Below are 22,373 nucleotides of genomic sequence, written 5' to 3' on the forward strand. Positions count from 1 at the left end.
TAGCAAAATGAAAAATTATTTATGGATTGGAGTAAAGTTAACACTGGTTACACTTGTCTTTTTTGCCGGACTCTATACACTGTTTATTCTTGGAATAGCACAAATGGCTCCCAACCAAGGAAAGGGAATCATGACGGAAAGCAATGGAAAAAAATTCTATAGCAATATAGGCCAATCTTTTACTGATGCCCGTTATTTTAACTCAAGACCTTCTGTCGTAAACTATAATGCAGCAGGTTCAGGAGGAAGCAACAAAGGACCAGGCAATCCGGAATATCTGGCCGAAGTCCAAAAAAGGATTGACACTTTCCTAATCCAGAATCCGGAAATCAAAGCTAATGAAATTCCGGCTGATATGGTCACAGCCAGCGGTAGCGGATTAGACCCAAATATCTCCGTACAAGGTGCAAAAGTCCAAATCAAGCGTATTGCAAAAGCAAGAAACATTGAAGAAAAAAAGTTGGAAGACCTTATTGCCCAAAATACTGAAAAGCCGCTTTTAGGACTGTTCGGACCGGAAAAAATTAACGTATTACAACTAAACCTCGCTCTCGATAAACTCAAATAACAATGAAAAAATTAGCTACTGCAGCTTTTATCGCAATGGTCTCTCTTGCACAGGCACAGAAAGACACTATAAAAACTCCTGAATCACCACTAAAAATATCAGGCTATGCCGAAATCTATTACCTATACGATTTCGGAGTGCCTGAAAACAATACCAGACCTGGTTTCGTATATTCCCATAACAGGCATAATGAAGTTTCTTTAAATCTTGGATTTGTCAAAGCCAACTATGAAAAAGGAAACGTCAGGGCTAACCTGGCAATCATGGCAGGAACTTATGGCAATGCCAATCTTGCTACCGAAGAAGGCATTATGAAAAACATTTATGAAGCTAATGCCGGTGTAAAACTCTCAAAAACCAAAAATCTTTGGATTGATGCCGGGATTTTTGCCTCACACATTGGTTTTGAAAGTGCCATCAGTAAAGATTGCTGGGCATTGACACGTAGCATCCAGGCAGACAATTCGCCTTATTATGAAAGTGGCGCAAAACTATCCTATACTACAGACAATGGGAAATGGTTTGTGAGCGGACTCCTTTTAAACGGATGGCAAAGAATCAAACGGGTTGACGGTAATAAAACATTGGCTTTTGGACATCAACTAACCTATAAACCAAACGCGGCTATCCTATTGAACAGCAGTTCTTTCATTGGAAACGACAAACCCGATACTGATAAAAGGATGCGTTATTTTCACAATTTATACGGTGTTTTTCAGTTAAATGAAAAATGGGGACTAACTGCCGGTTTTGACCTCGGTGCTGAACAAAAGGAAAAAGGAAGCAACAGTTATAATTCATGGTACTCTCCTATTCTGATTGCCAGATATAAAGTTTCCGACAAAATCCATATTGCAGCACGAGGAGAATATTATGCAGACAAAAATGGGGTCATTATTGCAACAGAAACACCAAACGGATTTAAAACCTTTGGCTATTCTGTCAACTTCGATTACAACATCTATGACAATGTTGTATGGAGAATCGAAGCCAGAAATCTGAACAGCAAGGATGAAATTTTTACTGAAAATGGTAATCCCACCAAACAAAACTTTTCAGCGGCAACTTCGCTCGCCATATCATTCTAAAACCTAAGCCTGTTTATTTTGGAAAGCAAAAGAGAAGATAGCGTACAGCATTTTTTAAACCTGATTCAAAAATCAAGGAGAGGAAAGTTTAAAATCTACATCGGCATGAGTGCCGGTGTAGGTAAAACTTTTCGCATGCTTCAGGAAGCCCATTCCCTCCTAAAAAATGGAATCGATGTCAAAATAGGTTTTATAGAAACACACAATCGCAAAGAAACACACGATCTTTTGGAAGGACTTCCTGTAATTCCAAGACGTTATTTGTTCTACAAAGGCAAAGAACTGGAAGAAATGGATGTTCAGGCCATCATCAGCCTTCGTCCGGAAGTAGTAATCGTTGACGAACTGGCCCATACTAACATCGAGGGAAGCAAAAATGAAAAACGCTGGCAGGACGTCTTTGAAATCTTAGAAGTCGGAATCAATGTAATCAGTGCAGTGAATATCCAGCATATTGAAAGCCTGAATGAAGAAATAAAACACATCACAGGAATTGAAGTCAAAGAACGAATTCCTGACAGTGTTTTGGCACAGGCGGATGAAGTCGTAAACATAGACCTTACGGCTGACGAACTGATTACAAGGCTAAAAGAAGGAAAAATCTATAAGGCTGAAAAAATAGAAATGGCACTTAAGAATTTTTTCAAGAGCGAGCACATACTGCAATTAAGAGAATTGGCCTTAAAAGAAGTGGCCAGCCAGGTCGAACGAAAAGTCGAAATTGAAGTTCCTAAAAGCAAAAACACCCGTCATGAAAAATTCATGGCTTGTATTAGCAGTAACGAAGCCACCGCAAAAAAGGTTATCCGCAAAACCGCACGTCTGGCTAATTATTACAACAGCAGCAAATGGTATGTCTTATATGTACAGCTTCCACATGAAAGTGCAGACCGGATTGCATTAGACAAACAAAGACATCTAATCAATAATTTTAAACTGGCTACAGAACTGGGTGCCGAAGTCATCAAAATTGAACATACCCGGATTGCCAAAGCCATTATAGAACAGGCTGAAAGCAAAGGTATTACTACGGTATGCATAGGAAAACCAAAAATGAACCTGATGAAAATTATTCTTTCTACAAGTGCTTTCAAACAATTATTAAATAAGCTATCTTCGAGTGAAATTGACCTGATTATTTTGAGTTGATAGTTTTTAGTGGATAGTTGATAGTGTATAGTTAGTTTAAGCCATAAAAAAAAAGATTATGAAAAATAGTATTGTTAAGGACAAATCGTTTGTATTTGCCGTAAGAATTGTGAGGTTATACCAACATATTTCAGAAAATAAAAAAGAATTTATACTGTCAAAACAATTGGTTAGAAGCGGAACTTCAATTGGAGCAAATATTTGTGAGGCTTTGCAGGCTCCTTCAAAAAAAGACTTTAGCAGCAAGATGAACATATCACTAAAAGAAGCCCAGGAAACCGAATATTGGCTACGTTTGCTTTTTGAAACAAACTACCTGTCCGAAAAAGAATACCAATCCGTTCACTCAGACAGTATCGAACTCATCAAAATACTAACCTCAATTGTAAAAACATCCCGGACAAACCCAGATTAAAGATGAAAGACCTTAGACTAACAACTATACACTATCAACTATAAACTATTCACTAAAAACTATAAAACCGTGCGTATAAAAACAAAATTAAGACTAGGCCTCGGGATTCTTTTCTTACTCATCATATTGCTAACTGCTCTGGCAGTAAGACAAGTGCATGCCATTGCCGGTGATACTGAAAATATTCTTGTTGCCAATTACAATTCCTTAGACTATTCCCGGAACATGATGAAAGAGCTCGACAAGATTGAAGGTGAAAAACAATCTTTCGAAAATTTTAATCACTTTCTGGAATTGCAAGGCAAAAACATCACTGAAATAGGCGAAAAAGAACTTACCCAAAATTTAACAGAAGATGTAAAAACATGGCAATCAAGACCTGAAGAACCATCTATCCTGCTTCAGATTCGGAAAGACCTTAACGATATCATGAAAATCAACATGGATGCTATCCAAAGGAAAAGTATTGTAGCACAAAAAACAACAGAAAGTGCCATACTCTGGATTTCGATTACCGGACTTACCTGTTTTTTGATTGCCTTAATCCTGTTGGTCAACTTGCCAAGCGATATTGCAAATCCTATAAAAGACCTCACCGAAAGTATTCGTCAGATTGCTGCAAAAAACTATTCGCAGCGGGTCAATTTTGAAACGCATGACGAATTTGGAAATCTGGCCAGGTCATTCAATACAATGGCAGAAAAGCTTCAGGAATATAGTGACAGTAACCTTGCCAGACTCATGATGGAGAAAAAACGGGTTGAAACGCTAATCAACAATATGCAAGACCCAGTTATTGGACTTGATGACAAAAACCTTATTCTGTTTGCCAATGAAGAAGCCTTAAAAATTTCGGGACTAAAAGCAGAGAATATTATTGGTAAAGCTGCTACCGAAGTTGCTGTTTCTAACGACCTTGTCCGTTCACTATTACAGCATCTTATGGATGAAAACATCGAAAAGTCACAGCAAACACTTAAAATCTATGCAGATAATAAAGAAAGTTACTTCGAAAAACAAATAGTACCTATACTTGTTCTTCCAACAGGCGAAGAAGAAAAAAAACATATTGGTTCATTTATTATACTGCGCAACGTCACAGCCTATAAAGAATTGGATTTTGCCAAAACCAACTTCATAGCCATGGTTTCGCATGAATTCAAAACACCAATCGCTTCAATGAAAATGAGCCTGCAATTGTTGGAAAACAGCAGTGTCGGTAATTTAAACGATGAGCAGAAACAATTGGTTTCAAGTATTAAGGACGATGCTAAAAGATTACTCCGTACTACAGGAGAACTGCTGGACATCACCCAGGTAGAAACCGGAAAAACACAACTCAAAATAGAAAACTGTAATCCCGATGTAATCATTTCTAATGCAGTAGAAGCTACAAAAATACTGGCAGAACAAAAAAAGATTAGCCTTAACCTGACTGTTCCCGAATTGTTGCCTGAAATAAAAGCCGACCAGGAAAAAACAACCTGGGTCATTACGAACCTCATTTCAAATGCTATCCGCTATTCGTATGAAAACTCAACCATTTTCATTGCCGCAGAAGCCAAAGAAAATACGCTGATGATAACTGTCAAAGACAACGGAATAGGCATTTCTCCACAGTACAAAAACAAAATCTTTGATAAATATTTCCGGATTCCGGGTTCGGAGAAAGAGGGAACCGGCCTCGGACTCGCCATCAGCAAGGAGTTAATAGAAGCGCAAGGCGGTACAATTTCCGTTGAGAGTAACTTAGGATTCGGAAGTGAATTTGTCGTTACGCTCAAAATCAGCAATGATTAACTCAAATCTTGATTTTACTGTCTCCATAGTAAATGATTTTCCATAGGTTTTCCTTCTTAATCAGTTGAATGGAGTTGACGCCTTTATGGGTTAACTCTCCATTGATGTAAAATTCAAAAGGTATCCAGGCGTGAGCCATTCCACCATCAACTTTAATAGTAAAGGAAAGCAACCGTTCTTCAAATTTGGTTTCCTTAGGAACCGTGGCAACATATCTTTTAAAATCAGCCGCTTTTGTGACTACAAGCTTGTTTCTTCTCGGACTTTGCACTACCGTCTGTAACATCAGGTCTTCATCACTCACAGAGTTAATTTTCAGGCTATCTCTGGAATGTATACCTTCAAAAAAAGTTTGTATCGATTCGCGGATTTCAGCTTCCTGTCCCATTAATGGCTGAAAGGAAACTAAGGAAACAAAAGAAACTAAGGAAATAAAGAAAACGAATAGTACTAATTTTCGCATTATGGTCATGTTTGGTTATTAGGATATAAATTTAGCATAAAAAATTATTAGGTTGTGTGGCAATGGTAAATAAAGCAATTTGTACATTTACATCTTCTAATTCCTACACTATGTCTGTTGCAAAAAAAGATTATAAGAGAATCACTACCAAATCGCTGATTGAAATGAAAGCCAATGGCGAAAAAATTTCAATGCTCACATCCTATGATTTCACTATGGCAAAAATTGTCGACACTGCCGGAGTTGATGTAATTCTGGTTGGCGATTCTGCCTCAAATGTAATGGCGGGTCATGAAACTACCCTGCCAATTACCCTTGACCAAATGATTTATCACGCTTCCAGCGTTGTCAGGGCAGCATCACGCGCTTTAATTGTAGTGGATTTGCCTTTTGGGAGCTATCAGTCTGACCCTAAAGAAGCCTTACGTTCCTCTATCAGAATCATGAAAGAAAGTGGTGCCCATGCCGTAAAATTAGAAGGCGGAAGCGAAATCAAAGATTCCATCAAAAAAATCCTCAATGCCGGTATTCCTGTTATGGGACATTTGGGGCTCACACCACAATCTATATATAAATTCGGAACTTATACGGTTCGTGCCAAAGAAGATGCCGAAGCCGAAAAATTATTGGAAGATGCCAAATTACTTGAAAAACTTGGCTGTTTTGCATTGGTATTGGAAAAGATTCCTGCAAAATTGGCTGAAAAAGTAGCACAAAGCATTACCATCCCTGTAATTGGAATTGGTGCCGGAGGTGGCGTTGACGGGCAGGTTTTGGTAATCCATGACATGCTTGGAATGAACAATGAGTTCAGCCCGAGATTTTTGAGAAGATACATGAATTTATATGACGACATGACCAATGCCATTGGAAAATATGTTACCGACGTGAAGTCACACGATTTCCCTAGCGAAAAAGAACAATACTAATTGTCTTTTGATTATTTGAACTACCAAGTCGCCGAAATCTAATTTTCAAAAAACAATGAAAACCATTTCTACAAAAAATAATCTTCAGGTATTGCACGAAGACAATCATATTATTGTCATCAACAAACGTGTAGGCGACATCGTTCAGGGAGATAAAACAGGCGACAAACCCCTAAGCGATGTAGTAAAAGAATATATCAAGGAAAAATACAATAAACCGGGCGAAGTTTTTCTGGGTGTTGTCCATCGTCTGGACAGGCCTACAACCGGAATCGTAGTATTAGCCCGCACTTCCAAAGCACTTTCCAGGCTCAATGATTTGTTTAAAAACCGGGAAACGCAAAAAACATACTGGGCCGTTGTCAAAAATAAGCCTGCAGAAGCTTCAGCAAAGCTGGTTCATTATCTGAAAAGAAATGAGAAGAACAACACTTCAAAAGCACATAGCAAAGAAGTTCCTGATAGTAAAATAGCAAGCTTAGATTACACGATAATCCGCGAGCTCAATAACTATTACGCTCTGGAAATTAATTTGCATACCGGACGCCATCACCAAATCCGGGCACAACTGGCGGCTATTGGAAGCCCAATCAAAGGTGATCTGAAATATGGTGCCGATAGAAGCAATGTTGATGGTGGCATTCATTTGCATGCCCGCAAACTCACCCTCACCCATCCCGTTACCAAAGAATTATTAGAAATAACCGCACCCGTTCCTAATGACCCTATTTGGAAAGCAATCTGATATTTTTAAGAATAAAGATTCTTTTTTTACGTTAATTTAGTATCCCCAATACAAAAAATCTATACATTTAACTTAAAAAACTTCCCTATGAAATTACCAATCTTATTATGCCTACTGATTGGCACGAGTGCTTTCGCTCAGGACCATTTTTCCGGAATTACCACTTCCAGAAGAGGCGGATTATTAAATGCAAGTACAAACCCCGCCGAACTTGCCAACCTGAAAACAAAATATGAAGTCGGGGTATTTTCCTTGAGTTTTAACCTTTCCAATAACCGATTGGGTTTTGATGACCTCGTTAGCGGTGATGATTTGGAACAAAAGCTATTTGAAGGAAACAAGGATGTCGACCTCCGTTTTGATGGCGAAGTATATGGCCCGGCCTTTGCAATGAAAATAGAAAAATGGGCTTTTTCATTCAGCACTAAAGCTTATGGAAAAGTAAATTTCAATGATGTTGACCCAACAATTGGGGATGCCGTTACCAATGGAGCCCTGAACAGTATTTTTGGTGCCTCAACTATCCAAAGTGATAAAAACCAGCGCGCCAACGGAACCACCTGGGGCGAAGTGGCCTTTGGAGCTGCCAGAAATGTATATGAAACCGATGAACACAAGTTGAGTGTGGGTGTAACCTTAAAACTCCTCTTTCCCGGCTCCTATGCGAATTTAGGTCTTGACAAATTCTCCGGAACCATCACAAACAATCTTGGAAATGTGAATATGACAGATGCTTCAGCAAGAATGAACATTTCTTATTCAGGAGATTTGGCAGACGATTTTTCAGATTTTGGCAATTATACCAGTTCTCTTTTTGGAAAATTAAATGGCTTTGCTACAGATTTGGGAGTGAACTACCAATGGAAAGACGATAATGACGGCTATAAAATCAATGCCGGAGCAGCCGTACGCAACATTGGAAGCATGACTTTTAAATCCGATAACAACAGTAACAACAATTACGAACTAAATATCCCTGCCGGACAGTCGCTCAACCTGAACCAATTTGAAAGCGTAAGCAGCTTTAAGGAAATTGAAGAAATCCTGCTTTCGAGTGGTTATCTGACTGCTACTTCCAATGGCAGCGATTTTAAAGTAAAACTTCCAACCGTTTTTTCTGCTTATGCTGACGTAAAAATTATTCCTGATTTCTACGTTACCGTATTCGGACAGCAAAAATTCAATAAGGATAACAAAGACGACCAGGTTACGGCTCAAAACGTGATTTCGGTTACGCCACGATATTCCAGAGAAAGTTTTGAAGTATTTGCTCCGTTAGCGTCAAATGAAATTTCAGGATTCACAGCAGGATTGGGATTCAGAGCCGGAGGTTTCTTTATAGGGTCAAGTTCAGTGGTTACTGCCTTGATTAATGACGGAGAACAGGCAGATTTTTACCTCGGATTCCGTTTCGGATTGCAATAATTTTTAAAATTATGAACCATCAAGAAATCAATCAAAGAAAAGAAAAGCTTAAAAAATTCTCTCATGTCATTTCACTTCATGAAAATGATATTATAGAGGCACTGCATAAAGACTTCGGAAAACCGGCTTTTGAAGCCTATCTTACTGAAATAAATGTAGTGCAATCTGACCTGAAAGATACCATAAAAAATATCCATGCCTGGGCTAAACCTAAAAAAGTCCGGGCATCTATTCTTAATTTTCCGTCTTCTGATTATATCTATACAGAACCTTATGGAAAAACACTGATTATTTCTCCTTGGAATTATCCTTTCCAACTGGCTATCTGTCCGTTAATTGCGGCCTATGCGGCTGGTAACTCCATTGTTCTCAAACCTTCTGAATTAACACCCCATACATCAAGCTTAATTTCTAAAATCATACGGGAAACTTTTGATGTTAAGGAAGTCGTGGCCGTTTTAGGAGATGCAGAAATTGCCAAAAGCCAGCTGGCCAAACGTTGGGATTATATCTTTTTTACAGGAAGTCCGGCCGTTGGAAAAGAAATTGCAAAAGCTGCAGCCGGGAATCTTACGCCTGTAACTCTGGAACTGGGCGGTAAAAATCCCTGCATAATTGACAAAAATGCCAATCTTCAAATCGCAGCAAAACGTATTGTCTGGGGGAAATTTATCAATGCCGGACAAACCTGTATTGCTCCTGATTATCTTATCATACACAAAGGAGTCAAGACAAAATTCATCCGCCTGTTGCAACAGGAAATTATAAATGCTTATGGCGAAGACCCTAAGCTTTCACCTGATTTTACGCGAATCATAAACAAAAAGCATTTCCTCAGACTGGTTGGAATGATAGATGAAGCAAAAACAATCACAGGAGGAATCCACGATGAAGAAAGTCTTTACATTGCGCCAACACTTATTGACGAACCTTCTTTCGACAGTGCCATCATGAAAGATGAAATTTTTGGGCCACTACTTCCATTGATTTCTTATGAAAATGAAAGCGACCTGGAAAAAATAATTTCAAAATATGAAAAACCGCTGTCGTTATATGTGTTTACAGATGACAAAGCTTTTGCAGAACGCGCTATCGGGAAATTTTCATTTGGTGGCGGATGCATTAACGATACTGTCGTACACTTTTCAAACAAAAGGCTGCCATTTGGCGGTGTTGGCAACAGCGGTATGGGCGCTTATCACGGTAAAAAAAGCTACGATACATTTTCACACCAGAAGGCTATCGTAAAAAAAGCTACATGGCTTGATATACCGCTGCGTTATGCCCCTTATGGAAATAAACTGAAAGTAATCCGAAAACTATTGAAATGGCTCTGATTCAGTTTATAATTCCAAAATATTGATTACTTTCGCGCAATAATTGACAAACTTATTTATGCAAAAAATTACTACGACTAAAGAAAAGATTGAAGAAATCAAGCAACGTGGTTATCCTTTGGAATTTGGAGAAATTCTTTCTCAAGCCTTAAATAATTATCAGAAAATTGTGTGGATTGCCGGAGCCGGAGTATTACTTCTTTCCATCGTATTCTTTGCAATAATAATGGGTCTTGCCGCTATATTCATCGGGTTGAGTACTTTTGGGCGGGATATTGCCGATTTTCAAATCCAGAATTTTTCTGCTGCCGGAATCATTGTTGCTCTTGTTGGGGGTGCAATCGCTGTCGCACTTATTAAGCCATTTTATGCGGGTATATTGCGGGTTGCTCACCATGCCGACGCAAAAGAAGATTTTGACTTTTCTACGCTTTTCTATTATTACAAAAGCGAATACCTAAAAGAGATTATAATTGCTGGTATTTTAATAGGATTTTGCAGTAACGGTATCAGTACTGCCCTGGAATTAACCGGAAACACAATTCTTGGGTCAGTTATTAGCTATATCATCATTTTATTGACCCTATTCACTACCCCGCTGATTATTTTTGGTAACCTAAAAGCTATTGAAGCGATACAGGCGAGCCTGATGCTGGTTTCAAGAAATTTCTTTATGTTATTGGCTCTCATGATTGTCGCAGTAATTCTGGCCGGTTTAGGAGTTTTTGCTTTCTGTATTGGTATCCTTTTCACTATCCCCCTGGTTTTTTCTGTACAATACATGATTTATACAAATGTCATTGGTATTGACGAAAAAAATGAACTGGAAGAAATAGGCAATTCGTCATCAGATTATTAAAAGATTTATACTCTATAAACAAAAAAAGCTCCATCAAATGATGGAGCTTTTTTTGTTTTACACACAAACGATTTTGTTTTTAATCGCATACAAAACCAGTCCGATTCTTGTTTTTATTTCCAGTTTGGCAAAAATACTTTCCCTGTAACCATCTATTGTTTTGGGGCTAAGGCACATTTCATCTGCTATTTCCTTATAGGTTTTCTCACTGCAGGCCCTTTTAATAAAATCGAGTTCTTTTTCCTTAAATTCCAGCTTTTTGTCCTCATTATCGATTCTGTTGACCAAAATACCGGAAACCATTTCTGTAAAAAAGTATCCTTTATCTATGACTGTTTTCAAGGCATCATAAAAAATCTGTGGCGTTGTGTCTTTTAGCAGGTAGCCTTTGGCTCCGTTTTTAATCATTTGTATGATGATATCTTCCTCATTATTAACAGAAAGTGCAATGGCTTTATAATCCGGTCGGTTTTCCTTTAGCCAGACCATAGTTGCCAATCCGTCAAGAATGGGCATGTTTACATCTAGCAGTATCAAATCAACTTCTATGTCCAGATTTTCCTCTTCCTGAAGAAACTGTATGAACTCTTTGCCGTTTCCAAAATTGTGTGTGACTTCAAAATCGCTGAAACTATTAATCAGAAATTTCAAAGATTGTGAAAACAGCAAATGGTCGTCTACGATGATAACCTTATTTTTTCTATTCGTTTTCATGATTAATTCTTTTAGGATAGGTAAACAGTACCACAGTTCCTGAACTATCAGATGTTACGGAAACAGAAGCTCCAATGAGCTTAGCCCTGACATGTATGTTATTCAATCCCGAACCGCTGCTTTTCTTCTTTGAATTAAAGCCGATTCCGTGGTCAATCAGCTTGATTTTAATATTGTCATGGTCCAGGCAGTCTATTTGAAAATCAATAATCTCACTGTGGGAATGCTTTAAGATATTGAGAATCGCTTCCTGAAAAATCCGATATATAATCAGTTCGTGTTCAACGTTTATTTCAGGAAAATCACCATTTATGCTAAAATTACAATCTATTCTTTTTAATTTCCGGATACGGTCCAAATCCAGCTGTATGGCCTCTAAAAAATTGGATTCCAGTAAATTATCCTTATTTATAATCCTTGATAGGGTTCTGATTTCATCTAACGACTTTCCTAAAATGTTTTTCAGGTCGTCAAGTTCCTCCTTGGTCATGGCTTTCTGATTTTGGATATACATGTTGACCTGCATAATGGCAACAGACAAAATCTGACCAATATTATCGTGAAGTTCCCTGCTGATTTCTGTCAGTGTCTGGTCCTTCATTTCTATCCTTGATTTCACCAATTCTGACTGAAAATGGAGATCGGCTTCCATTTTTTCAATCAAAAAATTGGTTTTTTTCTTGTGGAAATAGAAAAAGAGCACCAAAATTAACACCAGTAAGGTAAAGAAGACAATACTTAATGAAATAACTAGTAATTGTATTTCTTTTCGCTCCATATAAATCCAATTATAAAACAACCATACATCAAGACATTGAGAATGAACAGTACAAGACTGTAAACACTTTCATTGCTTTCTATCAGGAACCACTTAATAGCCAGCATAAAAGGCAAATAAGGGACGTGAAGAAGCAGGACGCCTAAGATAAACCAAAAAAAAACCGATTTACTGAAATTCAATATTTTTTTTGAATTAAATATTTCAACCAGATACAGACAGGACATTAGCAAGACAAACAGCACGCCCAATGTAAAACTATAGGTAAATGTTTCTGAAATATTTTTTTGGATGAAAATAAAATTAGCGAAATAAAAAAGTATAAAAACAGCCAGGAATACATCGACTAATCTTCTATGGCTGCGTTGGACTAACAGGTATTTTAAAAGAAGTAGATAATAAGAAAGGCTAACGAGCATATAAAAATTATACACACCATAATTAATCCATCCGGTCCACCGGGTGAGATTGCTGCCTACAAACTCCGTCAGGACAGAAAAAAAGATCATACCTAGCAAGGACTTAGCCTTATTACCGGGAAGTTTGTTGTAAAACAACAATCCTACTATTCCCGCTAATAAAGCCAAGTAAATGCAATAAAATCTTAAGTCCTCTAACATTATTTTTTGAAAGGATATGTCATTTTAGGAGGGTTACCCATTGAACCATAATTCATCACTGAAAGATCGGTTATATCATAATGAGGCTCTTCCTGCATAGTCGAAACATTCAGCATCCCGGATTTCTGCATATCGGTTTTAGCACCCGTTGGTGATAAAAATATAGTGGTCATCCCCGCTTTTTCAGCATATTTCGGGTCATCAGGATATCTACCCAGATACAATCTGATTCCATCTACTTTATATCCCTTATTAATTCCTTCTGTCTTGATATAATTGATATACTTTTCCAATTCTTCAACAGAATACCATACTGCATTCGCATCTTCTTTTATACTATCCTCAGCTTTTGAGCGCACCGCGTTTGAATTGTAGTTCATATGCATCTCTGTAGCCAACTCATTAGAAATCAATTGTGTTGGCTTGTCATAAATTCTATCCTCACTACACGATTGAAAGAAAAAAGTTAAACAAAATAATCCAGCTAAAAAAATAGTTTTTGAGCTTTTCATGTTTTTCAAGTTTAAGTTGTTAATAATCGCCAAAACTATCTCAATTAGGAAAATATCGCAAGGGGAAAATTACCCTTTTTTAGCAAGCCTTTCTTCCTCTCCCAACCGGGAAAAGCGCTACAATAAATTTACAGGAAATAATCTTAAAAAAATCAGGCAATAAGCTCTTTTACAGCTAATTGCCAAATAAGAATTTTACACCGTCGGTTTTTAGCTAAAAGACAAGGTGTAATCTGAAAAACCTTAACAGAGTAAGAATCTAATAATTAAATTTAAAAAAATGTCACAAGTAACCCCTCTTGGCTACCCACACGCTGGAGCCGGAACCGTAGAAATTCTTTTGGAGAAAGAAGATGGAGCAGATTTCGCAGTCCTTTTTTCTCCGGACCCGAACAACATGCTTTTAAGAGATAACGGATTGCCAATGCAGTTCTATTATTATCCGAAGTATCCAAGACTATCCAAACATCCTGACGGAAGATTTAAATTCTCTATGCAGGTATTCAAATCGGAAGCAGACGGTACTACTGTAATTGGTGCCGAAGGACTTGAAGAAGAAGCAGGAGCCTATACAACACTTACCAGTACTATTGACCTGCCGGAAGCATTGCTGAAAAAAGCAATCGACAAATTAAAAATCAAACTGGATGCCGAATACAAAAGCCAGAGAACTTCAAAACTATTCGGACTCTTCTCTTTCCTGAGAGGTGTCGATAAAGATTTTAACGCTACAAACGTAAGGCCGATACAGCTAACGGAAAACACTATTGCCATGCACGTAGTGGGTGAAAAATCCCAAAGCAATCCTTTTGGAGGCTCCAACCCTTGGTCATTTAATATTCAGGGAGAAGGCAGCGGAACCACTTTTGGACTTGGCGATAATGCCCTTTCTATCTTAATGGGAAGAAACAGTGCCTCATTGGTTAGAAGTGCTTTAGAAAATGGTACCAATAACCTGGTTGTTGAAAACAATATTAAGTATAAAGCTTATATGCCAACAACTGAAATCAAGGTTACTGTAAATGCCAAAAAAGTACACAACTATTTCTCTTCCAAATTCAGTGCAGGAATCAGCTGGTTCCGTGTCAACTGGGAACATGAATATGAAAAAATTGTAACAGAAGGCGGTATCACAACCGAAATCATTACAGATAATCAGTTCTCTGATGCCGAAAGAAAAAAAGTGGAAGAACAGCTGATGACAAAGGCCAGGGACTTTGCTTTTGAATTGTTGAGAAAGCAGATACTGGATCCAACCGATAAGAATTTTGGAGGTGAAACTTCAGAATCGGAAAAACTTCTTAATATCTGGAACCAGGGAGCCAGTATGGGATTCAGCTTAAAGTCCGGCCAACAGGTTAGAGAAGTGAATTTCACAGACAGTATCCGATTCTCTTCTATTGAAGTGTTAAGCTCAAAAATCAGCGGTAACCTTACTCCTCTTACATTAAAGTCCGGAACTGAAGCCAAAACAGAACTGAAAAAATACATCTCTGAAATCCAATTGGATGAAGATTTTTCAAAAGTTCAGGTAATTGCTTCTTTGAACGGAGGATTAATCAAATTAGACAAAGACAGCGACATCGTCAATGACAGTCCTGTAAGCCAGGTTTCTATTGAAGTGGGCTATCCTGATTCTAAAGGGAAAATTATCTGGAAAAGTTCCGGAAGAATGATTGCTCCGGAAGGCACTCCGTATGTAAAAACCACAAGCAGAGCCGGCAAAGAAATCGATGCCATCTTCCCTGCTACCTGGAACGACAAATCCAAAGAAAAAAATGCTTTCGTTTTTGACTTTGTAAAAAACAACGGAGCAAGCAAGGTTAAGGTAAGACAGAATATTATGTACGAAAAAGACAAACGGGTAAAACTGAAAGACACTGTCAATGAATATGAATTTGAAGGTACTAAAATCTTCATTCCGCTATTGGTTCAGAACATGATTAATTACAACCTGTCTACTGAAGAATTGTTTGAATCAGATACGCTGGAAGTCACATTCAAAGCAGACAAAATGGCGACTAAAAAGTTCAAATTCACAGCAGATAACTATGAGGAAATGCTTCCTTATAAGGCCTGGTATGAATTAGACTATAACATCAAGCCTACAGAATACAAAGTAAAATATACCTGTAAGGGCAAGATTGGTAAAAAAGCTAAAAAGGTTACCATTTCAACAGATTACCAAAAAATAGATTATCTGGAAGGTGATATCTTATTTGAAATTCCAACAGGAACAGATGCGCAAAATGCCGACATCGAAAAAATAAGAGCTCCATTCATGGAATAGTATTTTTTAAACAGTTACAAAAGGGACAAATGTCCCTTTTGTTTACTAAAACCCAAAGATTCTCAAAATTAGAAATCATGCCTGACTTAAAAACCTTTAAACTGGAAGGAACAAAACTGGTTCCTACCAATCGATTCAATCTGGAACCCGCAAAGCCGAGTAACTCATTTACTACGGTCGTAAGTCCTGATGCACCTTTCACTGTTATTGAACATCCTATTATCCATTCTATCAATATTGACAGACCTGTCATAGGTATCCTTCCAATCAACAGCTATTTTCCTTTAATCGATGGAGATACGGCAATAGATGAAAGTGCCTCTTTTAAAGACTATAGCGATAGCAATATCATCCTGCTTTTCCCCGAAATTGAAATAGCACCAAACAACAATACGCTTTTCTATTATGAAAATGTGTTGGATAAATCCGGAAAAAACAGCGGACTTATGGGAAGGGTGACACTCAAATACACCATTAAAAACAAGCCGTTAAAAGCCAATGAAAAGAATATTGCCCTAAACCTGAAGGAAGCTGTATTAAACCTCAAAATAAAAGACGACAGTATCAAGATTAACGGCATAGTAACACCCGAAAAAAATGAAATCCAGTTTGATTTAAAGGATGAAGCTGTCAAAATCGCATTTCTTAACCTGATTACCCAAATCAATAACCTCAAAAGTAGTATCGACCTGTTTTTTGAATTTAAAGGCTATTCCAAATTCAGGAAGAATTTTTTAGTAGCCCGGAATATCGGTTCCATAAAAAACCTGAAATTCTTCGGAAACGAACCAGGAACAGAAAACATAAGGACACCAAAAGCATCCATCCTAAGCAATCCGCTCGTCATCAAATCAAATGCCCCGAATACCATAATCTCAAGACGTTCGATATTGGAAATTCAAAAGGAAAACCACATGAATACGGATGTACAGGCAGAACTGGTAAAAAGTACTTTTCTCCTGCGGGTAAACAAAACGTTGAACTATCCTCTGTCTTCAGATACTGCTACAAGCCTTTATAAAACCATTGGCGGCGGTTTTATCAATAATCCATTCAACCTCAATGAAGATTTTTCCCAATTCAGGCAAATCTTTGTTCCGGGAGTCCATTTCAGCAAACTTTCCATCTACAAATCCACATTACAACCCAACACCTTTTTGCTTATCTCAAAAACATACGGGCTATCACGCGACCTCGATACCATGAAACCTTGTATTTCTACCATATTTCATGCTTATGAAGACGGAACGAGTACCCAGGAAGAAATCTCTAAAATCAGCTTTCAGTTTGCCTTAGGGCCCAACCTGTCCGAATATGATTTGGCGAAACTGAAAATTGAATTGCTGCAAAACAATTACATAGACGGCGATAAGACCGATTATTTTGAAAAAGTCCAGTTTCTTTTTCCTAATGACATCGAATCCGATTATGAAATCAGTGGTAATTATTTCCTGCAACAGTCTGATATCTCTACAGACGGCAAGCATTTCCTGTTCAATCTGTCAACGGAAAACCTTTCGGAAGCCAGTATATTGATTAATGCCCTGAACAACACCATATCCCAATTCGCAAATATCAATTTCAGGCACAAAGAAATCAAAGACACCAGCATTATTGAACTCAATCTCGAAAAAACGATTGGTGAAATGATTGAATCTGTAATTGACAATACCTCCAAAACAATTAAAATCAGTAACAAGTCCATCTCAAAATGCAGGCTTAATTCCGTCTTATTTGTCAATAACGAAAATGCTGCCTATTTCAACAGCACCTATTTCAACAAATTTCCTGACTTAATCAGTAGTGAAAGTAAGATTTTAGATAGTATCGCCTTAAATCCTAATACCAAATCATCTACGGTAAAAAATATTTTTTTTGATTTTGAAAGTATTGAAGATATCAGTTCCGAATTCAGCCAGATTGTTTCCCAATCCACCAGCTACAACCGCTACCTGCAAATTGAAATCAAAAAACAGAAAGCCGCTACTTCCAAAATCACTATGGAACTGCTTGTGGAACAAACCGGAAGCCGATTCACCATTGAAAAATTAAAAGCTGAATTTGCTATTCCGGTATTATTCAATTTTATCGTCAAGAACAGCATTTCAACCAATACGCTGTTATCCTATAAGGTAAACTACTTTGACAAGAACGACAACCTTGTCAAATCGCAAAATCATGTGTTCGATTACTCTACCTCATCTAAAATAACCATTAACCAATGAAAACAATTCGATTAGGAACAAAGTCGGCAGAAGTAAATTACCTGAATGAACTCCTGCAAAAATTAGGATATCCGCTGCTGGTATCCAATTACTTCAGTCCGGAAACCGAAAAGGCCGTGAGAAATTTCCAGCTAAGCCATTCTTTGGTTGTGGATGGAATTGTAGGGATTAAAACCTGGTCCAGACTCTTAGAGATTGCCAATGTTGGATATGCTTCCAACAACAAACTGCTTTCTGAACAGAATCTTATGGATTTTGCCAGTTTTCACAATCTGGAACTTGCCATTGTAAAAGCAGTCAATGAAGTAGAAAGCGGCGGAAAAGGTTTTCTTGTTGACGGACGCCCAAAGATTTTATTTGAAGGACATGTCTTTTGGAGAGAATTAGACAAGAGGAATATTAATTGTAGTAATTATGTAAATAATGATACTCAAAATATTTTATATCAAAGCTATACTAAAAAATATTATCTAGGTGGTTCAGGTGAATATGACCGTTTGGAAAAAGCCGCCGACCTAAACCCCAATGCTCTTTTTAGGGAAGCAGCTTACTGTTCGGCTTCCTGGGGATTGTACCAAATCATGGGATTCAACGCTCCATCATTAGGCTATGCGAGCATAGACGAATTTGTAGAGAAAATGTACCTGAACGAAGGTGAACACTTAAAAGCTTTCGGACTGTTTCTGGAGCAAAACAATCTTATCAGGCTACTAAAAAACAAGAATTGGGCAGAATTTGCTCTTAGGTACAACGGAAAAGGCTATAAAACCAACAGATATGATGAAAAGCTGATAAAGGCTTATGCCAGATATTCCTCTTGAAACAATAAAAACAACAAAACCGCATACTATGAACCCATCTGTAAACCAAATGATTGCCACTTTATCCAATAGAGTCTTACGTTTTGAAAAAGCAAACAGCGACAGAGATTATTCCGGCGGCGGCTGGTATGAAGAAACAAAATATGCCCTTTTTTTATATCCGGACTTTACCGTACTCTATATTCTGGAATCCTTTAGCAGCGTATCTGGCGGAGGACTTTACCTGCCCAATAAGAACACCCAGGAATATAAGGGCACATGGAATGTCTGTGAAGAAAACCAAAAAATATGCCTCCATTTGACATTTGAAGATAATTCCTCTCAAAAAATAGAAACTGAAAATTTAGGTTATGGCATTCAGAAATTAGGAAACCAAGTCTGGAACCGATATCTTATTAGCTGAATAATTAACAAATAAAAAAGATTTCTAATTCCATTCTCATAATTATTTACTTTTTATTCAAAAATGTATTTAATTTGTATAAAAACACAAAATCATGAAATGGCAAGGCAGACGTCAAAGTGACAATATGGAGGACCGAAGAGGTCTGGGTTCAACAGGCAAAGTAGTTGCAGGAGGTGGACTTATTGGAATTATCATTTTATTAATTAACATTTTTGGAGGCGAAAGCGCCCAAAATCTTGCTCCTATTTTAGAACAAATGCAACAAGGACAATCGGCACCAACCGAATCCAGAGAACTGACTCCTAAAGAAAAAGAAGAAGGAGAGTTTGTAAATGCACTGCTTGTTGATAATGAAGATGTCTGGACGGAAATTTTTAAAGAAAATGGTTGGACTTACAAAGCTCCAAAATTGGTTTTGTTTAGCGGACAGGTAAGTACTGCCTGCGGTGGTGCCAGTTCTGCTTCTGGCCCATTCTACTGTCCGGGTGACCAAAAGGTATATATGGACATGACTTTCTTTGACGAATTAAAATCAAAATTTGGGGCCAAAGGCGGCGATTTTGCCGTAGCCTATGTAGTAGCGCATGAAATTGGGCATCACGTGCAGACATTGTTAGGAACCTCAGCCAAAATGAGACAGATGCAGCAAGGACTAAGCGAAGCCGAAGCCAATAAGCTTTCCGTAGCCTTAGAACTCCAGGCCGATTTCTATGCCGGTGTATGGACGCACTATAATGAACAGATGAAACAAATCTTAGAACCCGGCGATATTGAAGAAGCTTTAAGTGCCGCGAATGCTGTTGGTGATGATGCCATTCAAAAGAAAATGCAAGGACAGGTTGTTCCCGATTCTTTTACGCACGGCACGTCTGAACAGCGAATGTATTGGTTTAATAAAGGATTTAAGTCCGGAGATATAAAGCAAGGCGATACTTTTGCTGAAATACGATAAAAATATAAAAGACTCGGTTTCGGGTCTTTTTTTATAAGCATGCATCTCCTACATTTGAAAAATGAGCATGGGACTTACTTTTAGAGAACTAAAAAAAACTGAACTGATTACCATCAAAGAGATTAATCGTTCAGAAATAATCCACGAAATTTACAAATATGTAAACGGAGTGCTGATTCTCAAACCCGAATATTGTGTTGTGGAAGCTTTTGACCCTAAAGAACTGGAATATATTATGGCTTCACAGAACCGTATTCTTGAAGAAGGAGGAAAAGTTATCGGTGCTTTTGACAACGATATGATTGCAGGTGTAGCTTCCGTTGAAAACAAAAAAAGAGGAATCCGTTCAGAATATTGCAAGATGGACATTCTGTATGTCAGTGCTGATTACAGAGGAAAAAGAATTGGCCACAAACTGATTGAGGAATGTAAAAAAATTGCATTGGATTTTGGAGCAAAAAAACTCTACATTTCTGCTACGCCAACGAAGGCAACTATTGATTTTTATAGAAATGAAGGTGCTGTTATAACCGAAGAAATTGATTCCGATTTATTTAAGCTTGAACCTCTTGATATCCATCTTGAAATAGATTTGACTTAATACCATATTACCCCAACCAACCTTCCCTATCCAAGCTCCTGTATTGAATGGCTTCCGCTATATGGTGCGAACTTATGTCGGTAGCATTTTCCAAATCAGCTATTGTACGTGCTACTTTTAATATCCGGTCATAGGCCCTGGCGGAAAGATTCAACCTCTCCATAGCCGATTTTAATAATTCCTTCGAATTCTCGTCTAATGGGCAAAACTCACGAATCAGTCGGGTTGACATCTGTGCATTGTAATTTACTTTTTCATTGTCCGAAAACCGAAATACCTGAATTTCTCTTGCCTTGATTACCCGTTCCCGGATACTGGCACTGCTTTCTGCTTTTCTTTCTTCAGAGAGTTTATCAAAAGGAACCGGCGTTACTTCAATATGGATATCAATCCTGTCCAGCAAAGGCCCTGAAATTTTATTCAGATAACGGCTCGTTTCATGAGGCGATGATGAAATGGAAGACTCCGAATTATTAAAAAAACCACTCGGACTTGGATTCATACTGGCAACCAACATAAACGATGACGGATAGGTTATGGTAAATTTTGCCCTTGAAATAGTAACTTCCCTGTCTTCTAAAGGCTGACGCATGACTTCCAATACTTCCCGTTTGAATTCCGGCAATTCGTCCAAAAACAATACGCCATTATGTGCCATTGAAATTTCTCCGGGCTGTGGGTAACTTCCTCCTCCAACTAATGCCACATTAGAAATGGTATGGTGCGGACTTCGGAATGGTCGCTGGCTCATCAATCCGGCTTCTTTTATTTTTCCCGCTACACTGTGAATTTTTGTGGTTTCAAGTGCTTCCCGTAAAGTCATGGGCGGTAAAATACTGGGCAAACGTTTTGCCAACATTGTTTTACCGGCGCCTGGCGGACCAATCAATATAATATTGTGTCCTCCGGCTGCTGCAATTTCCATACAGCGTTTAATGGACTCCTGCCCTTTTACATCGCTAAAATCAGACTCCGGAAATTCTAAAGTCTTATAAAACTCCGCTCTGGTATCAAAAACGGCAGGAACTATGTTTCCCTTACCTTCAAAAAAATCAATGACTTGCTGTACATTTTCAACGCCATATACTTCAAGATCCGAAACAATTGCAGCTTCTTTTAAGTTCTGTTTTGGCAGAAAAAAACCCTTAAAACCTTCTTCTTTAGCTTTGATTGCAATGGGCAGAGCTCCGCGAATTGGCTGCAGGCTTCCATCTAGCGAAAGTTCTCCCATAATAACATAACGGTCCACCTCATCAGATTGTAACTGACCAGATGCCACAAGAATGCCAATGGCCAAAGTCAGGTCGTAAGCAGAACCTTCCTTTCTTAAATCGGCCGGAGCCATGTTAATCGTGATTTTTTTTCCCGGCAGTTGGTAGCCGTTATTTTTTAATGCCGCAGCAATGCGATAACTGCTTTCCTTTATGGCATTATCCGGCAATCCTACCAGGTGGTAGCCTATGCCTTTATCGATATTTACTTCAATGGTGATTGTTGTGGCTTCTACGCCAAAAACGGCGCTTCCATAAACTTTTACTAACATGGCGTATACTAAATTAATTAAGCTAAAATACTAAATTTCTTATTTGGAAACAGGAAAAATTTCAGGAGCAAATCTGTTAAACTCCATAGTAAATGTCGAACCAAATTAGAAATAGAATATTTTTATTGCGAAA

Annotated in this window: 22 protein-coding genes; 16 read left to right on the forward strand and 6 right to left on the reverse strand. The window is 38.1% G+C overall.

Annotation, left to right across the window (positions count from 1 at the left end):
- Window positions 1-7: 7 nt before the first annotated feature.
- The 5 genes from B0G92_RS10005 (at window position 8) to B0G92_RS10025 (ending at window position 5,020) form a co-directional block, all read left to right on the forward strand.
- Window positions 8-568 carry a K(+)-transporting ATPase subunit C gene (locus tag B0G92_RS10005; protein WP_101472089.1) on the forward strand — a complete coding sequence of 187 codons (561 nt, stop codon included), beginning with the start codon at window positions 8-10 and terminating at the stop codon, window positions 566-568.
- A 2-nt stretch (window positions 569-570) separates the two neighbouring features.
- Window positions 571-1,656 (forward strand): porin, encoded by a 1,086-nt coding sequence (locus B0G92_RS10010; RefSeq protein ID WP_101472090.1) that lies wholly within the window; start codon window positions 571-573, stop codon window positions 1,654-1,656.
- A gap of 18 nt (window positions 1,657-1,674) precedes the next feature.
- Window positions 1,675-2,805, forward strand: a complete 1,131-nt coding sequence (locus B0G92_RS10015; RefSeq protein ID WP_101472091.1) for a histidine kinase — start codon at window positions 1,675-1,677, stop codon at window positions 2,803-2,805.
- Between the two features lie 58 nt (window positions 2,806-2,863).
- The gene (locus B0G92_RS10020) at window positions 2,864-3,220 is read left to right on the forward strand and encodes a four helix bundle protein (protein WP_101472092.1); all 357 of its coding nucleotides are present in this window, start codon (window positions 2,864-2,866) and stop codon (window positions 3,218-3,220) included.
- 69 nt (window positions 3,221-3,289) lie between these two features.
- Window positions 3,290-5,020, forward strand: a complete 1,731-nt coding sequence (locus tag B0G92_RS10025; protein WP_101472093.1) for a sensor histidine kinase — start codon at window positions 3,290-3,292, stop codon at window positions 5,018-5,020.
- Window position 5,021: 1 nt separating this feature from the next.
- On the opposite strand, the gene B0G92_RS10030 is transcribed toward B0G92_RS10025, so the two are convergent.
- The gene (locus B0G92_RS10030; RefSeq protein ID WP_143395018.1) at window positions 5,022-5,483 is read right to left on the reverse strand and encodes a nuclear transport factor 2 family protein; all 462 of its coding nucleotides are present in this window, start codon (window positions 5,481-5,483) and stop codon (window positions 5,022-5,024) included.
- Window positions 5,484-5,593: 110 nt separating this feature from the next.
- On the opposite strand from B0G92_RS10030, the gene panB reads away from it, so the two are divergent.
- The 5 genes from panB (at window position 5,594) to B0G92_RS10055 (ending at window position 10,778) form a co-directional block, all read left to right on the forward strand.
- Window positions 5,594-6,412 (forward strand): 3-methyl-2-oxobutanoate hydroxymethyltransferase, encoded by an 819-nt coding sequence (gene panB, locus B0G92_RS10035; RefSeq protein WP_056066593.1) that lies wholly within the window; start codon window positions 5,594-5,596, stop codon window positions 6,410-6,412.
- 55 nt (window positions 6,413-6,467) lie between these two features.
- Window positions 6,468-7,157, forward strand: a complete 690-nt coding sequence (locus tag B0G92_RS10040) for an RluA family pseudouridine synthase (RefSeq protein ID WP_101472095.1) — start codon at window positions 6,468-6,470, stop codon at window positions 7,155-7,157.
- Between the two features lie 87 nt (window positions 7,158-7,244).
- The gene (locus B0G92_RS10045; RefSeq protein ID WP_101472096.1) at window positions 7,245-8,582 is read left to right on the forward strand and encodes a hypothetical protein; all 1,338 of its coding nucleotides are present in this window, start codon (window positions 7,245-7,247) and stop codon (window positions 8,580-8,582) included.
- Between the two features lie 11 nt (window positions 8,583-8,593).
- Window positions 8,594-9,919 (forward strand): aldehyde dehydrogenase, encoded by a 1,326-nt coding sequence (locus B0G92_RS10050; RefSeq protein WP_101472097.1) that lies wholly within the window; start codon window positions 8,594-8,596, stop codon window positions 9,917-9,919.
- 58 nt (window positions 9,920-9,977) lie between these two features.
- Window positions 9,978-10,778, forward strand: coding sequence for a DUF2189 domain-containing protein (locus B0G92_RS10055; protein WP_101472098.1), 801 nt, complete (start codon window positions 9,978-9,980; stop codon window positions 10,776-10,778).
- 57 nt (window positions 10,779-10,835) lie between these two features.
- Here the strand turns inward: B0G92_RS10055 and B0G92_RS10060 are convergent, their stop codons facing one another.
- The 4 genes from B0G92_RS10060 to B0G92_RS10075 form a co-directional block, all read right to left on the reverse strand.
- Window positions 10,836-11,492 (reverse strand): response regulator transcription factor, encoded by a 657-nt coding sequence (locus B0G92_RS10060; RefSeq protein ID WP_101472099.1) that lies wholly within the window; start codon window positions 11,490-11,492, stop codon window positions 10,836-10,838.
- Window positions 11,479-12,144, reverse strand: a complete 666-nt coding sequence (locus B0G92_RS10065) for a sensor histidine kinase (RefSeq protein WP_245867777.1) — start codon at window positions 12,142-12,144, stop codon at window positions 11,479-11,481. The genes B0G92_RS10060 and B0G92_RS10065 overlap by 14 nt, the downstream gene beginning before the upstream one ends.
- Before the next feature lie 98 nt (window positions 12,145-12,242).
- Window positions 12,243-12,779, reverse strand: a complete 537-nt coding sequence (locus B0G92_RS10070) for a hypothetical protein (RefSeq protein WP_235498551.1) — start codon at window positions 12,777-12,779, stop codon at window positions 12,243-12,245.
- A gap of 110 nt (window positions 12,780-12,889) precedes the next feature.
- Complete coding sequence (locus tag B0G92_RS10075) at window positions 12,890-13,402, reverse strand: hypothetical protein (protein WP_245867785.1); 513 nt, start codon at window positions 13,400-13,402, stop codon at window positions 12,890-12,892.
- Between the two features lie 280 nt (window positions 13,403-13,682).
- Between B0G92_RS10075 and B0G92_RS10080 the strand changes: the two genes are divergently transcribed.
- The 6 genes from B0G92_RS10080 to B0G92_RS10105 all read left to right on the forward strand — a co-directional run bounded on the left by B0G92_RS10080 (window position 13,683) and on the right by B0G92_RS10105 (window position 20,697).
- Window positions 13,683-15,692 (forward strand): hypothetical protein, encoded by a 2,010-nt coding sequence (locus tag B0G92_RS10080; protein WP_056066571.1) that lies wholly within the window; start codon window positions 13,683-13,685, stop codon window positions 15,690-15,692.
- 77 nt (window positions 15,693-15,769) lie between these two features.
- Window positions 15,770-17,917: a hypothetical protein gene (locus B0G92_RS10085; RefSeq protein WP_143395019.1), complete on the forward strand. Its 2,148-nt coding sequence runs from the start codon at window positions 15,770-15,772 to the stop codon at window positions 17,915-17,917.
- The gene (locus B0G92_RS10090; protein ID WP_101472101.1) at window positions 17,914-18,738 is read left to right on the forward strand and encodes an N-acetylmuramidase domain-containing protein; all 825 of its coding nucleotides are present in this window, start codon (window positions 17,914-17,916) and stop codon (window positions 18,736-18,738) included. The genes B0G92_RS10085 and B0G92_RS10090 overlap by 4 nt, the downstream gene beginning before the upstream one ends.
- 28 nt (window positions 18,739-18,766) lie before the next feature.
- Entirely contained in the window at window positions 18,767-19,141 is a 375-nt protein-coding gene (locus B0G92_RS10095) for a hypothetical protein (protein WP_143395020.1), read from the forward strand.
- 94 nt (window positions 19,142-19,235) lie between these two features.
- Window positions 19,236-20,096 (forward strand): KPN_02809 family neutral zinc metallopeptidase, encoded by an 861-nt coding sequence (ypfJ, locus tag B0G92_RS10100; RefSeq protein ID WP_101472103.1) that lies wholly within the window; start codon window positions 19,236-19,238, stop codon window positions 20,094-20,096.
- A gap of 67 nt (window positions 20,097-20,163) precedes the next feature.
- Window positions 20,164-20,697 (forward strand): GNAT family N-acetyltransferase, encoded by a 534-nt coding sequence (locus B0G92_RS10105; RefSeq protein WP_101472104.1) that lies wholly within the window; start codon window positions 20,164-20,166, stop codon window positions 20,695-20,697.
- Window positions 20,698-20,704: 7 nt separating this feature from the next.
- Here B0G92_RS10105 and B0G92_RS10110 read toward each other — a convergent pair whose 3' ends face one another.
- A complete protein-coding gene (locus B0G92_RS10110) occupies window positions 20,705-22,240 on the reverse strand; it encodes a YifB family Mg chelatase-like AAA ATPase (protein WP_101472105.1) in 1,536 nt (511 codons plus the stop codon).
- Between the last annotated feature and the right edge of the window lie 133 nt (window positions 22,241-22,373).

This window comes from Flavobacterium lindanitolerans (assembly GCF_002846575.1).
In the GTDB taxonomy this organism is placed as follows: domain Bacteria; phylum Bacteroidota; class Bacteroidia; order Flavobacteriales; family Flavobacteriaceae; genus Flavobacterium; species Flavobacterium lindanitolerans.